The 12,761-nt window shown below is 72.3% G+C and carries 12 protein-coding genes; all 12 read right to left on the bottom strand.

What is annotated here, in order from left to right; genetic code table 11:
- Positions 1 to 74: 74 nt before the first annotated feature.
- The 12 genes from coaBC to pyrR are packed head-to-tail and all read right to left on the bottom strand — an operon-like array spanning position 75 to position 12,605.
- Positions 75 to 1,328 (bottom strand): bifunctional phosphopantothenoylcysteine decarboxylase/phosphopantothenate--cysteine ligase CoaBC, encoded by a 1,254-nt coding sequence (gene coaBC, locus CWN80_RS14460; protein WP_007928300.1) that lies wholly within the window; start codon positions 1,326 to 1,328, stop codon positions 75 to 77.
- Between the two features lie 12 nt (positions 1,329 to 1,340).
- Positions 1,341 to 1,652 (bottom strand): DNA-directed RNA polymerase subunit omega, encoded by a 312-nt coding sequence (rpoZ, locus tag CWN80_RS14455; protein WP_007928298.1) that lies wholly within the window; start codon positions 1,650 to 1,652, stop codon positions 1,341 to 1,343.
- Positions 1,653 to 1,677: 25 nt separating this feature from the next.
- Entirely contained in the window at positions 1,678 to 2,235 is a 558-nt protein-coding gene (gene gmk, locus CWN80_RS14450; protein WP_128277469.1) for a guanylate kinase, read from the bottom strand.
- Positions 2,232 to 2,549 carry an integration host factor, actinobacterial type gene (mihF, locus tag CWN80_RS14445; RefSeq protein WP_007928295.1) on the bottom strand — a complete coding sequence of 106 codons (318 nt, stop codon included), beginning with the start codon at positions 2,547 to 2,549 and terminating at the stop codon, positions 2,232 to 2,234. The genes gmk and mihF overlap by 4 nt, the downstream gene beginning before the upstream one ends.
- Before the next feature lie 43 nt (positions 2,550 to 2,592).
- A complete protein-coding gene (gene pyrF / locus CWN80_RS14440) occupies positions 2,593 to 3,453 on the bottom strand; it encodes an orotidine-5'-phosphate decarboxylase (protein WP_128277468.1) in 861 nt (286 codons plus the stop codon).
- A complete protein-coding gene (locus CWN80_RS14435; RefSeq protein WP_007928292.1) occupies positions 3,450 to 4,406 on the bottom strand; it encodes a dihydroorotate dehydrogenase in 957 nt (318 codons plus the stop codon). The genes pyrF and CWN80_RS14435 overlap by 4 nt, the downstream gene beginning before the upstream one ends.
- A complete protein-coding gene (locus CWN80_RS14430) occupies positions 4,403 to 5,305 on the bottom strand; it encodes a dihydroorotate dehydrogenase electron transfer subunit (RefSeq protein WP_007928291.1) in 903 nt (300 codons plus the stop codon). Before CWN80_RS14430 ends, CWN80_RS14435 begins: the two co-directional genes overlap by 4 nt.
- A complete protein-coding gene (carB, locus tag CWN80_RS14425; protein ID WP_007928290.1) occupies positions 5,302 to 8,604 on the bottom strand; it encodes a carbamoyl-phosphate synthase large subunit in 3,303 nt (1,100 codons plus the stop codon). Before carB ends, CWN80_RS14430 begins: the two co-directional genes overlap by 4 nt.
- Positions 8,604 to 9,770, bottom strand: coding sequence for a glutamine-hydrolyzing carbamoyl-phosphate synthase small subunit (gene carA, locus CWN80_RS14420; RefSeq protein ID WP_007928289.1), 1,167 nt, complete (start codon positions 9,768 to 9,770; stop codon positions 8,604 to 8,606). Before carA ends, carB begins: the two co-directional genes overlap by 1 nt.
- Entirely contained in the window at positions 9,767 to 11,062 is a 1,296-nt protein-coding gene (locus tag CWN80_RS14415) for a dihydroorotase (protein WP_007928288.1), read from the bottom strand. Before CWN80_RS14415 ends, carA begins: the two co-directional genes overlap by 4 nt.
- Positions 11,059 to 12,033, bottom strand: coding sequence for an aspartate carbamoyltransferase catalytic subunit (locus tag CWN80_RS14410; protein WP_007928286.1), 975 nt, complete (start codon positions 12,031 to 12,033; stop codon positions 11,059 to 11,061). Before CWN80_RS14410 ends, CWN80_RS14415 begins: the two co-directional genes overlap by 4 nt.
- Positions 12,030 to 12,605, bottom strand: a complete 576-nt coding sequence (gene pyrR, locus CWN80_RS14405) for a bifunctional pyr operon transcriptional regulator/uracil phosphoribosyltransferase PyrR (protein WP_051988019.1) — start codon at positions 12,603 to 12,605, stop codon at positions 12,030 to 12,032. Before pyrR ends, CWN80_RS14410 begins: the two co-directional genes overlap by 4 nt.
- Positions 12,606 to 12,761 lie beyond the last annotated feature (156 nt).

Raw genomic sequence — 12,761 nt, 5'->3', positions numbered from 1 at the left:
GCAGAACTCCCAAGTTCGTCGAGGGACGGCCACATGACCGTCCGGTAGGGCCCGGCCAGTCTAAGCACCCGGGCTCAGTCGGCGACGACGGATCCCACGATGACGTCCCAGATGCCGTGCGACACCTCGGTCTTGCTCGCCGGACCGATGTCGACGACGTCGTCGCTGCCCCGGCGGAGCACATGGACCGTCGTGTCGTCGGCACCGAAGGTCTTGTCGACCCCCACCTCGTTGACGACGAGCAGGTCGCACCCCTTGCGGGCGAGCTTGGCGCGGCCCAGCTCGAGCACCGACCCGGTGGCGTCGCCGGTCTCGGCGGCGAAGCCGACGATGACGGGCGAGGTCGCGCAGCCGCGCGCCTCGACGAGCCCGGCGAGGACGTCCGGGTTGCGGACGAGCTGGATCGTCGGTGCCGCGTCGGGGTCGGCCGGGTCGTGCGTCTTCTTGATCTTGCTCGCGGCGTACTCGGCGGGGCGGAAGTCGGCGACGGCGGCCACCATGACGACGACGTCGTGGTCGGGGGCCCGGCGGGTCATCTCGCCCTGGAGGTGGAGCGCGGTCTCGACGGGCACGACCTCGATGCCCGCGGGCACGGGGAGCACGAGGTTGGCCGCGACGAGCGTGACGTGAGCCCCCCGGTCGGCCGCGGCCTGCGCGAGGGCCAGGCCCTGCTTGCCGGAGGACCGGTTGCCGAGGTAGCGCACGGGGTCGAGCGGCTCGCGGGTCCCGCCGGTGCTGATGAGCACCCGACGGCCGGCGAGATCGCCCTGCCCCGCGACGGGGACGTCACCGGTGCGGCGATCGCCCTCGAGGGCTGCCAGTGCGGCGTCGTGGATCGCCTCCGGCTCGGGCAGCCGCCCGGGGCCGGTGTCGGACCCGGTGAGCCGCCCGGAGGCCGGCTCGACGACGGTGACCCCGCGCTCGCGCAGGATCGCGACATTGGCCCGCGTCGCGGCGTGCTCCCACATCTCGGTGTGCATGGCGGGAGCCAGCACGACGGGGCAACGGGCCGTGAGCAGGACATTGGTCAGCAGGTCACCGGCCAGCCCGTGGGCCGCCTTGGCGAGCAGGTCCGCCGTCGTCGGCGCGACGACGACGAGATCGGCCTCCTGACCGATCCGCACGTGCGGGACGTCGGTGATGTTGCTCCAGACATCGGTCTGGACGGGGCGACCCGACAGGGCCTCCCACGTCGGCGCCCCGACGAAGCGCAGCGCCGCATCGGTCGGGACGACCGTGACCTCGTGGCCGTCCTCGGTGAAGAGGCGGAGCAGCAGGGCAGCCTTGTAGGCGGCGATGCCGCCACCGACACCGAGGACGATGCGCACGGAGGGAGTCCGTCAGGCCTCGTCGGCGACGGGCGCGTCGGAGACGGGCGCCGGGGTCTCGCCCTCGGCGCTGGCCTCCTTGGTGAGCAGGCCCTCGTTGATCTCGCGCAGCGCGATCGACAGCGGCTTGTCGTGGACCTGCGCGTCGACCAGCGGGCCGATGTACTCGAGCAGACCCTCCTGGAGCTGCGAGTAGTACGCGTTGATCTGACGGGCACGCTTGGCGCCGTAGATGACCAGGGCGTACTTGCTGTCCGCCTTGGTCAGGAGGTCGTCGATCGGCGGGTTGGTGATGCCGATGGGGTTTGCCGTGGTGCCGGACACGTCGAGGTGGTCCTTGTCGTCGGGGTCAGTCGGATCTCATCAATGATACGAGTTCCTCCGCCGCACGACGAATGTCGTCGTTGACGATGATGTGGTCGAACTCGTTCTGCGCCGCCAGCTCGACCTTTGCGGTCTCCAGCCGGACGGCCCGCTCCTCGGCCGTCTCGGTCCCCCGCCCCTCCAGACGACCCACAAGCTCGTCCCAGGACGGCGGGGCCAGGAAGACGAACCGGGCCTCCGGCATCGACGCCCGCACCTGGCGCGCACCCTGCAGGTCGATCTCGAGCAGCGGCAGCCGCCCGTCGTCCAGTGCCGCCTGGACCGGCCCCCTCGGGGTGCCGTACGAGGCCCGGCCGTGGACGACGGCCCACTCGAGCATCTCGCCGCGGGTGACCATGTCGGCGAAGTCGTCGCCCGACATGAAGTGGTAGTGGACGCCGTCGACCTCGCCGGGTCGTGCCGGCCGGGTCGTCGCCGACACCGAGAGCCAGACCTCGGGGTGGTGCTCGCGGATCCAGGCCGCCACGGTGCCCTTGCCGACGGCGGTGGGGCCGGCGAGGACGGTCAGTCGGGGGGAGCTCATACCCGGGTGAACCTCTCGAGGAGTGCGGTGCGCTGACGTGGTCCGAGGCCGCGGACGCGGCGGGAGGACGCGATGCCCAACTCTTCCATGACCAGGGCAGCGGTCGCGGGCCCCACCCCCGGGAGCGACTCGACGAGAGTCACGACACGCATCCGCGCCACCGCGGGGTCGTCGCCGCCGGCGCGCAGCACCTCGTCGAGGCCGACGCTGCCGTGCTTGAGTCGCTGCTGCAGATCGGCCCGCGAACGGCGCGCGGCCGCGGCGCGGGCGAGGGCCTCGGCACGCTGCCGTGGGGTGAGCGGCGGCACGGGCACGGGGGTCCTCCGCAGGTGGTCCGGACGGGTACCGGTCAGCCTCTCACGCCGTGGTGATCGCGGCCACCTGCTCGGCGACCTCACGGGCACGGGCACGCAGCAACGCGACGTCGGGTCCAGCGCGCAGGACGTCGCGGCTGCTGCTCGCGAGCACCTGCGGCAGGGCGCCGGCGAAGACCGCACGCACGTCGTCGGCCGTGGCCCCCTGGGCACCGAGCCCCGGGGCGAGGACCGGCCCGGCCATCGCGGGCAGGTCGACGCCGAGGTCGCGCACCGCGGACCCCACGGTCGCGCCGACGACCAGACCGACGCTGCCGAGCTCGCCGCGCGAGCGGGCGTCCGCGTTGTCGGCAGCCGCGTCGTCGGCGATCGCGCCGGCGACGGAGCGGCCGTCGGCGAGCCGCGCGTGCTGGACCTGCGCCCCCTCGGGGTTGGAGGTGAGGGCGAGGACGAAGACGCCACGACCGGTCTGCGCGGCGAGGTCGAGCGCGGGTCGCAGCGACCCGTACCCGAGGTAGGGGCTGAGCGTGATCGCGTCGGTCGGGGCCGGGGCGTCCTTGCCGACGAAGGCCTCGCCGTAGGCGTCGACGGTCGTGCCGATGTCACCGCGCTTGACGTCGAGGACCGTGAGGGTGCCGGCCTGCCGCAGGTCGGCGAGGGCGCGCTCGAGGAGGGCCACGCCCTGGGCACCGAAGACCTCGAAGAAGGCGGACTGCGGCTTGACCGCGGCCACCGCCCCCCCGAAGGCCTCGACGCAGGTCATCGTGAAGCGCTCGACCCCGGCGAGGTCGTAGGTCAGACCCCACGACTCGACGAGGGTCCGGTGCGGGTCGATCCCTGCGCAGAGGGGGCCGTGGTGCACCATCGCTGCCTGCAGGCGGGTGCCGAAGGCCTGCTCGGTCATGGGGTGAACCTCTCGTGGGCGATGCCGACGACGTCGGACAGGCGGTCGAAGCCGCGCTCGGCGATGAGCTGCTCGAGCTCGCGCCCGACGCGCTCGGGCGCCGTCGGGTCGTTGAAGGCGGCGGTGCCGACCTGGATCGCCGTGGCTCCCGCCGCGACGAGCTCGAGGGCGTCGCGGCCGTGCCGCACTCCCCCGACCCCGACGATCGGCGCGGTCCTGATCCGGCCGGCACGCATGGCACCGGCCACCTGCCAGACCGCGCGCACCGCCATGGGCCGCACGGCCGGGCCGGAGAGCCCACCCGTCGCGGCGATGAGGTGCGGTCGCAGGCGGTCGATGTCGATGGCCACGCCCAGCGTCGTGTTGATCATCGTCAGCCCGTGGGCGCCGGCCTTGAGGACGGTGTCGGCGATCTCGACGATGTCGGTGACGTCGGGGCTGAGCTTGGCGAGCATCGGCAGGCCCCTCGGGACCTCCTCGCGCACGAGGGTCATCACCTTGTGCGAGCTCGCCGGGTCGCAGGCGAAGACCAGCCCGCGGTTGGCGACGTTGGGGCAGGAGATGTTGACCTCGATGGCCGCCACCGCGCGGGCATACCGACTGCGGACGACGGTGCGCGCGACGCTGGCGAACTCCGAGGCGGTGTTGCCGGCGATCGAGACGACGACCCGGGCACCGATCGAGTCGAGCCAGGCGAGGTCCTCCTCGACGAAGGCCTGCACGCCGGGGCCCTGCAGGCCGATGGAGTTGAGCATCCCCGACGGCGTCTCGGCCATGCGCGGCGTACCGCGCCCCGAGACCGGCTGGGCCTTGACCGACTTGGTGACGAAGGCCCCGAGCTGGGCGACGTCGATGAAGCGGTGCATCTCGCGACCGTTGGCGGCGCACCCGCTCGCGGTCATCATCGGGTTGGGCAGCCGCACCCCGGCGAGGTCGACGGACATGTCGGTCATCGGCGGGCCTCCTGCGGCGCTCCGACGGCGTCGGCCGGTACCCGGCACAGGCCGTCCTCGAAGGCCTCCCAGCGCACCCGGTCACCGCGGAAGACGGGGCCCTCGAGGCAGCTGCGGACCATCTTCGTCGTGCCGTGGGCGTCGGCCACGGGCATGACGCAGGTCATGCAGATGCCGACACCGCAGGCCATGGCCTCCTCGACCGCGACCTGGGCGACGATGCCGTGGTCGGCCGCGATGGCGCTCATCGAGCGCAGCATGCCCATCGGGCCGCAGCCGTAGAGCACGCCGGCGCCGGTGCGGGCGATGAGGTCGGGCAGCACGTCGGAGACCCAGCCCCGGGTCCCGGCGGAGCCGTCATCGGTCGTGATGGTCACCCCGTCGGCAACCCTCCGGGCCTCGACGACCCCGTAGAGCCGATCGGCCGACGCCGCGCCGAGGACGATCTCGACGGAGCAGCCGCGCTCGCGCAGCTGCTCGGCGAGCCAGAAGAGCGGCGCGGAGCCGTAGCCACCACCGACGAGGATGCACGGCACCGGCTGCGAAGGGAGCGGGAAGCCGCGCCCGAGCGGGCCGACGACGCTCACCGTCTCCCCCGGCTGCAGCGCGGTGATGGCCTGCGTGCCGGGCCCGTGAGCCGCCACGACGATCTCCGTCGTCGCCCCGTAGGTGCCGGCGGGGCTCACCCGGTGGATCGAGAAGCTGCGGCGCAGGAGCATCGAGCTCGTGCCGTCACCGACGGAGAGGGCGACGAACTGCCCCGGCCGGGCGATCTCGGGCAGGCCCGGGGTGACGAGGGTCAGGTGCCGGTAGGCTCCCGCAGCGGAGTTGCCGAGGACCTCGGCGTCGATCTGGACGACGCCGGCCCCCTCACGGGCGGCGACGGCCCGCGCTGTCACCGGCCGACCCCGTAGAGGTCGAGGTCGCGGGCGTGCTCCTGGAGCGGCTTGACGCGCAGCTCGCCATGGAGGCGCGCCTCGATCGCCTGCACCGCGGCACCGAGCTGCTGCACGGTCGTGACGATGGGCTTGTCCATGGCCGTCGTCGCCGCGCGGATGGCATAGCCATCGGCACGAGCGTGCTGACCGGACGGGGTGTTGAAGACGACGTCGACCTCCCCGGCGAGGATCATGTCGACGACGCTGCGCTCCCCTTCGGCCTTCTCGGAGTGCTTGGTGACGACCTCGCACTCGACGGCATTGCGCCGCAGCACGTCGGCGGTGCCCTGGGTCGCGAGGATCGTGAAGCCGAGGTCGGCGAGGCGCTTGATCGGGAAGATCATCGCCCGCTTGTCCCGGTTGGCGACCGACACGAAGACGTTGCCGCTCGTCGGCAGACCGCTGGAGAGGGAGCCGAGCTGACTCTTGGCGAAGGCGGCGCCGAAGTCGGCGTCGATGCCCATGACCTCACCGGTGGAGCGCATCTCCGGGCCGAGCAGGGAGTCGACGACGTCGCCCTCCGTCGTGCGGAAGCGCTTGAAGGGCAGGACCGCCTCCTTGACCGACATCGGCGCGTGGGCCGGCATCGAGCCGCCGTCGGCCTCCCGCGGCAGCATGCCCTCGTCCTTGAGCTCGGCGATGGTCGCACCGAGCATGACGCGCGCCGCGGCCTTGGCGAGCGGGACGCCCGTGGCCTTGGCGACGAAGGGGACGGTCCGCGAGGCGCGCGGGTTGGCCTCGAGGACGTAGAGGACGTCCTGGGCGAGGGCGAACTGGACGTTCATCAGGCCCCGCACGCCGATGCCCTGCGCGAGGGCGAGTGTCGCCTCGCGCACGCGCTGCAGCTCCGAGGTGCCGAGCGTGGCCGGGGGCAGGGTGCAGCTGGAGTCGCCGGAGTGGATGCCGGCCTCCTCGATGTGCTCCATGATCCCGCCGAGGTACATCTCGGTGCCGTCGTAGAGCGCGTCGACGTCGATCTCGATGGCGTCGTCGAGGAAGCGGTCGACGAGGATCGGGTGCTCCGGGCTCGCGATCGCCGCCCGGGTCACGTACTCCGAGAGCGTCGCGTCGTCGTAGACGATCTCCATGCCGCGGCCGCCGAGGACGTACGACGGGCGGACGAGGACCGGGTAGCCGATCTCGCGGGCGATCTCGACGGCCTCGTCCGCGCTGAAGGCGGTGCCGTGCTTGGGCGCGTTGAGCCCCGCCTCGTGGAGGACCCGACCGAAGTGGCCGCGGTCCTCGGCGAGGTCGATGGCCTCGGGCGAGGTGCCGACGATCGGCACTCCGGCTGCCTTGAGCTGGTCGGCGAGGCCGAGCGGCGTCTGCCCGCCGAGCTGCACGATGACGCCGGCAACCGGGCCCGCCTGGGTCTCGGCGTGGATGACCTCGAGGGCGTCCTCGAGGGTCAGCGGCTCGAAGTAGAGCCGGCTGCTCGTGTCGTAGTCGGTCGAGACCGTCTCGGGGTTGCAGTTGACCATGACGGTGTCGTAGCCGGCGTCGCGCAGGGCGAAGCTCGCGTGCACGCACGAGTAGTCGAACTCGACGCCCTGGCCGATGCGGTTGGGCCCGGAGCCGAGGATGATGACGGCCTCCCGCTCACGCGGCTCGACCTCGGTCTCCTCGTCGTAGGAGCTGTAGTGGTAGGGCGTGCGGGCGGCGAACTCGGCCGCGCAGGTGTCGACCGTCTTGTAGACCGGGCGCACCCCGAGGGCGTGCCGCACCCCGCGCACGACGGCCTCGTCCATGCGCCGCAGCCGGGCGATCTGGGCGTCCGAGAAGCCGTGCCGCTTGGCCAGGCGCAGCACCTGCGGGCCCAGCTCCTCCGCATCGTGGACCTGCTGGGCCACGTCGTTGATCAGCTCCATCTGGTCGAGGTACCAAGGGTCGATCTTCGTCGCCTCGAAGACCTCCTCGACCGACAGCCCCGCGCGCATCGCCTGCTGCACCTGGACGATGCGACCGTCCGTGGGCGTGCGGGCGGCGTCGAGCAGGGCGCGCCCCTCCTCGAGGGTGGGCTGGTCGCCGTCCCAGTGGAAGGCGGCGCCACTGCGCTCGGCGGAGCGCAGCGCCTTCTGCAGCGCCTCGGTGAAGTTGCGGCCGATGGCCATCGCCTCGCCGACGGACTTCATCGTCGTCGTGAGGGTCGGGTCGGCGGCCGGGAACTTCTCGAAGGCGAAGCGCGGCACCTTGACGACGACGTAGTCGAGCGTGGGCTCGAAGGCCGCCGGAGTCTCCTCGGTGATGTCGTTGGGGACCTCGTCGAGGGTGTAGCCGATGGCCATCTTGGCGGCGATCTTGGCGATCGGGAAGCCAGTGGCCTTGGAGGCCAGGGCCGACGAGCGCGAGACGCGCGGGTTCATCTCGATGACGATCATCCGACCGTCGTCCGGGTTGATGGCGAACTGGATGTTGCAGCCGCCGGTCTCGACGCCGACCTCGCGGATGACGGCGATGCCGACGTCACGCATCCGCTGGTACTCGCGGTCGGTGAGGGTCAGCGCGGGGGCGACGGTGATCGAGTCACCGGTGTGCACGCCGACGGGGTCGAAGTTTTCGATCGAGCAGACGACGACGACATTGTCGGCGTTGTCGCGCATGACCTCGAGCTCGTACTCCTTCCAGCCGAGGATCGACTCCTCGAGGAGCACCTCGGTCGTCGGGCTGTACTGGAGCCCCGCGCCGGCGATGCGCCGCAGGTCGGTCTCGTCGTAGGCGAAGCCCGAGCCGAGCCCACCCATGGTGAAGGAGGGGCGCACGACCACCGGGTAGCTGAGGTCCTCTGCCGCGGCGAGGCACTCGTCCATCGTGTGGCAGATGACCGACCGGGCGGACTCGGCGCCGCAGCGCTCGACGACGCCCTTGAAGCGCTCGCGGTCCTCGCCGAGCTCGATGGCCTCGACGCTCGCGCCGATGAGGGGGCAGCCGTACCTGTCGAGCACGCCGGCCTCGTGGAGCGAGATCGCGGTGTTGAGTGCGGTCTGGCCACCGAGGGTGGCGAGCACGGCGTCGGGGCGCTCGCGCTCGATGATCTTTTCGACCACCTCGGGGGTGATCGGCTCGATGTACGTCGCGTCGGCGAACTCCGGGTCGGTCATGATCGTCGCCGGGTTGGAGTTGACGAGGATGACGCGCACGCCCTCCTCGCGCAGGACGCGGCAGGCCTGGGTGCCGGAGTAGTCGAACTCGCAGGCCTGACCGATGACGATCGGGCCGGAGCCGATGACGAGAACGCTCTTGATGTCGTCGCGCTTGGGCATCAGGCCCGGGCCTCCTTGGTGCCGGCGGTGGCCAGCAGGTCGGTGAAACGGTCGAAGAGGTAGGCGGCGTCGTGCGGTCCGGCCGCGGCCTCGGGGTGGTACTGGACGGAGAAGCCGAGCAGGCGGGCGTCGTCACCGTCGCCGTCGCGCAGCTCCAGACCCTCGACGACGTCGTCGTTGAGGCAGACGTGGCTGACGGAGGCCGTGCCGAAGGGGGTCTGCGTCGCCTCGTCGAGGGGGGCGTCCACGGCGAAGCCGTGGTTGTGCGCCGTGACCTCGACCTTGCCGGTCGAGCGGTCGAGCACCGGCTGGTTGATGCCGCGGTGGCCGTACTTGAGCTTGTACGTGCCGAAGCCGAGGGCCCGGCCGAAGAGCTGGTTGCCGAAGCAGATGCCGAAGTACGGCAGCCCGGCCCGCAGCGCCTCCTGCAGCAGGGCGACCTGGTCGCCGGCCGTGGCGGGGTCGCCGGGGCCGTTGGAGAAGAAGAGCCCGTCGGGCGAGACGGCCTGCACCTGCTCCCACGTGGCGGTGGCCGGCAGGACGTGCACCTCGATGCCGCGCTCGGCCAGGCGGGTCGGGGTCATCGTCTTGATGCCGAGGTCGATGGCGGCGACGGTGAAGCGCTGCTCCCCCTGCGCCGGCACGACGTAGGGCTCGCTCGTGCTCACCGAGGCGGCGAGGGCGGAGCCGGCCATCTCGGGGGCGGAGCGCACCCGCTCGAGTCGGCTGGCCTCGTCACCGAGGGCGTCGCCGGAGAAGATGCCGACGCGCATGGCGCCGCGCTCGCGCAGGTGGCGCGTCAGCGCCCGGGTGTCGATGCCGGCGATGCTGACGATGCCCTGGGCGACGAGTTCCTCCTCGAGCGAGCGCTGCGAGCGCCAGTTGCTCGGGCGCAGCGCGGGGTCGCGCAGGACGAAGCCGGCGACGTGGATGCGTGTGGACTCGTCGTCCTCGTCGTTCCACCCGGTGTTGCCGATGTGCGGGGCCGTCATGGCGACGACCTGCCCGCGGTAGCTCGGGTCGGTGAGGGTCTCCTGGTAGCCGGTCATGCCGGTGGAGAAGACGGCCTCGCCGACCGTCTCGCCGGTCGCGCCGTAGGCGGTACCGGTGAAGGTGCGACCGTCCTCGAGGACGAGGACCGCTGGACTGGTGCTGCTGGTGCTCACAGGTTGACCTCTCCGTCGGCGGCCGTGACGCGGCCGCGCAGGATCGTCGTGCGGACACGCCCGGTGAGGGTGTGCCCGGCGAAGGGGGTGTTGCGGGACAGGGAGTGCGAGGTGGCCGGGTCGACGGTGACCCGCTCGCTGGTGTCGACGAGGACGAGGTTGGCCGGGGCGCCCACCTCGATCGCGCGACCGTGGTCGGCGAGCCCGGCGATGCGGGCCGGCGCGTGGGACATCCGCTCGGCGAGCGTCGCCAGGTCGATCCGGCCGCTCGTCACCATGACGTCGTGGACGACGGCGAAGGCGGTCTCGAGCCCGAGCATGCCGAAGGCCGCGTCGGGGAAGGCGTGCTCCTTGTCGTGCCGGGCGTGCGGTGCGTGGTCGGTCGCGACCGCGTCGATCGTGCCGTCGGCCAAGGCCTCGCGCAGCGCCTCGACGTCCTCGGCGGGGCGCAGCGGCGGGTTGACCTTGTAGACCGGGTCGTACCCGCGGAGCAGGTCCGTCGTCAGGACGAGGTGGTGCGGCGTGACCTCGGCGGTGATGCGCGCGCCGCGTCGCTTGGCCCAGCGCACGGCCTCGACGCCCTCGGCGGTCGAGACGTGGGCGACGTGGACGCGCGAGCCGGTGTGCAGCGCCAGCTCCGCGTCGCGGGCAATGATGCTCGACTCGGCGACGGCCGGCCACCCGGTGAGGCCGAGGCGGCCACTCAGCTCGCCCTCGTGGCAGCAGGCGGCCGGCCCGGCCAGGGCGGGGTCCTGCGCGTGCTGGGACACGACGCCGTCGAAGGCCCGCACGTACTCGAGCGCGCGCCGCATGACGCGGGCGTCGTGGACGCAGCGGCCGTCGTCGGAGAAGACGCGGACCCGGGCACGCGAGCGGTGCATGAGCCCCAGCTCGGCGAGCTCGGCCCCGTCGAGACCCTTGGTCACGGACCCGATCGGCTGGACGTCGCAGTGCCCGGCGGCGACCCCGAGGTCGAGCACGCGCTCGGCGGCCTCGGCGGTGTCGGTGACCGGGCTGGTGTTGGCCATGGCGAGGACGGCGGTGAAGCCGCCGGCCGCGGCGGCCGCGGACCCGGTCCGCACCGTCTCCGCGTCCTCGCGACCGGGCTCGCGCAGGTGCGTGTGCAGGTCGACGAGCCCCGGCAGGAGGGCCAGCCCGTCGGCGTCGATGCGCTGGGTGCTCTCCCCCGCGGTGGCCTCTGCCCCGACGGCGGCGATGACGCCGTCCCGGACGAGGACGTCGGTGGACTCGCCACCGAGCAGGGATGCGCCGGTGATCAGCAGGTCGCTCATGCCTGCCCCCCTTCGTCGGGCAGGCCGGAGGCCAGCAGGTGGTAGAGGACGCTCATCCGCACGGCGACACCGGCGCTCACCTGGTCGAGGACGAGGCTGCTCGCCGCGTCGGCGGCGTCGGCGGCGATCTCCAGGCCGCGGTTCATCGGCCCGGGGTGGCAGATGACGGCCTCGGGGTTGGCCGCGGTGAGCGCGGCGAGGCGGTCGCGGGTCAGGCCGTAGCCGACGGTGTACTCACGAGCCGTGGGGAAGTAGCCACCCGCCATGCGCTCGCGCTGCACGCGCAGCATCATCAGCGCGTCGACACCCGAGTCGATGACCTCGTCGAGGTCGTCGCCCAGGGTGAAGCCGTCGGCGCTCGCCCAGGCGCTCGCGCCGCTCGGCATGAGCGTCGGCGGCGCGACGACGGTGACCTCGGCGCCCAGGCGCGGCAGCGAGAGGACGTTGGAGCGGAAGACCCGGCTGTGGGTCACGTCCCCGACGATCGCGACCCGCTTGCCCTCGAGCGAACCGAGGCGGCGCTCGAGGGTGTAGGCGTCGAGCAGGGCCTGCGTCGGGTGCTCGTGCGTGCCGTCACCGGCGTTGACCACGCTCGTGCGCACGCCCGACTCGTCGAACCAGCCGGCGACCTGGTGGGCCGCACCAGAGGCCTGGTGGCGCATGACGATGGCGTCGACCCCCATGGCCGCGATGGTGCGCACGGTGTCTCGGAGGGACTCGCCCTTCGACGTCGACGACCCCTTGCCGGTGATGTTGATCGTGTCGGCGCTCATCCACTTGCCCGCGATCTCGAAGGAGCTGCGGGTGCGGGTGGAGTCCTCGAAGAAGAGGTTGATGACCGTCCGGCCCCGCAGGGTCGGGATCTTCTTGACCTCGCGGCGCTGCACGTCGTGCATCTCGGCGGCCGTGTCGAGCACGGTGCGCAGGGCGGTGTCGTCGAGGTCGGCGACGGAGAGCAGGTGGCGGGTCATCGCTGCTCACCCCCGGAGATCGTGACGGAGTCCGCGACATCGTCGTGGCCGGACAGGCGCACGGTGACCCGCTCGGTCTGCGACGTCGGCAGATTCTTGCCGACGTGGTCGGCGCGGATCGGGAGTTCGCGGTGCCCACGGTCGACGAGGACCGCCAGGCGCACGGAGCGCGGCCGGCCGTAGTCGGAGAGGGCGTCGAGGGCGGCCCGGACGGTGCGGCCCGAGTACAGGACGTCGTCGACGAGCACGACGATCTTGTCGTCGACGCCGGAGGCGGGGAACTGCGTCTGCTGCGGGGCCCGGGTGGGGCGACCCCGCAGGTCGTCGCGGTACATCGTCACGTCGAGGGACCCGACGGGGACGGCTCCCCCTTCGATCTCACTGATCTGGGCGGCGAGGCGCTGGGCGAGCTCGACGCCGCGACTGGGGATGCCGAGCAGGACGACGTCCCGGGCCCCCTTGTTGCGCTCGACGATCTCGTGGGCGATGCGGCGCAGGCCGCGCGCGACGTCGGCGGCGCTCATCACCTCGCGGGCGGGGGGGCTGGCCTCTGGGGGCGTGTCCGGACACATGAGTGTCTCAAGACCTCCTTCTCTGCCTCACTGGACAGCGGTTAAAGGATGTCGATCGGGGCCGAGCCTACCGTCTGGGCCGCGCCCTCCCGAACCCGTCTCACCTCGACGCTCGCCGGAAGGCGACATCTCGGTTTTGGTTATGTGAAACATAAC

The organism is Janibacter hoylei PVAS-1, from assembly GCF_004025845.1.
In the GTDB taxonomy this organism is placed as follows: Bacteria; Actinomycetota; Actinomycetes; order Actinomycetales; family Dermatophilaceae; genus Janibacter; species Janibacter hoylei.
The sequence above is the reverse complement of the archived record's forward strand: the minus strand, read 5'-3'. Positions and strand labels throughout refer to the sequence as shown.

Bases quoted from the DNA above. Each gene is read 5' to 3' on its own strand.
- gmk (WP_128277469.1), bottom strand. From the start codon at position 2,235: ATGAGCTCCCCCCGACTGACCGTCCTCGCCGGCCCCACCGCCGTCGGC.
- pyrF (WP_128277468.1), bottom strand. From the start codon at position 3,453: ATGACCGAGCAGGCCTTCGGCACCCGCCTGCAGGCAGCGATGGTGCAC.
- CWN80_RS14435 (WP_007928292.1), bottom strand. From the start codon at position 4,406: ATGACCGACATGTCCGTCGACCTCGCCGGGGTGCGGCTGCCCAACCCG.
- carB (WP_007928290.1), bottom strand. From the start codon at position 8,604: ATGCCCAAGCGCGACGACATCAAGAGCGTTCTCGTCATCGGCTCCGGC.
- CWN80_RS14415 (WP_007928288.1), bottom strand. From the start codon at position 11,062: ATGAGCGACCTGCTGATCACCGGCGCATCCCTGCTCGGTGGCGAGTCC.
- CWN80_RS14410 (WP_007928286.1), bottom strand. From the start codon at position 12,033: ATGACCCGCCACCTGCTCTCCGTCGCCGACCTCGACGACACCGCCCTG.
- pyrR (WP_051988019.1), bottom strand. From the start codon at position 12,605: ATGTGTCCGGACACGCCCCCAGAGGCCAGCCCCCCCGCCCGCGAGGTG.